General features: G+C 70.5%; 1 pseudogene. It reads right to left on the reverse strand.

The features are described from left to right. A pseudogene (locus K9U41_RS23375) lies at positions 1 to 424 on the reverse strand (succinate--CoA ligase subunit alpha); the annotation flags it as partial.

Below are 424 nucleotides of genomic sequence, written 5' to 3' on the forward strand. Positions count from 1 at the left end.
GCCTCGGAGGGCGTCTTGCCGACCTTGACGCCGACGGCCTCGAGGGCGTCCTGCTTGGCGGCGGCCGTGCCCGACGAGCCCGAGACGATGGCGCCGGCGTGGCCCATGGTCTTGCCCTCGGGGGCGGTGAAGCCGGCGACGTACCCGACGACCGGCTTGGTCACGTGGTCCTTGATGTACGCCGCGGCGCGCTCCTCGGCGTCGCCGCCGATCTCGCCGATCATCACGATCGCCTCGGTCTCGGGGTCCGCCTCGAACGCCGCGAGCGCGTCGATGTGGGTGGTGCCGATGACGGGGTCGCCGCCGATGCCGATGGCGGTGGTGAAGCCGAAGTCCTTGAGCTCGTACATCATCTGGTAGGTCAGGGTGCCGGACTTCGACACCAGTCCGATCGGGCCCTTGCCGGCGATGGTGTGCGGCGTGA

Source organism: Xanthobacter autotrophicus, assembly GCF_029991245.1.
GTDB classification, from domain to species: domain Bacteria; phylum Pseudomonadota; class Alphaproteobacteria; order Rhizobiales; family Xanthobacteraceae; genus Xanthobacter; species Xanthobacter autotrophicus_C.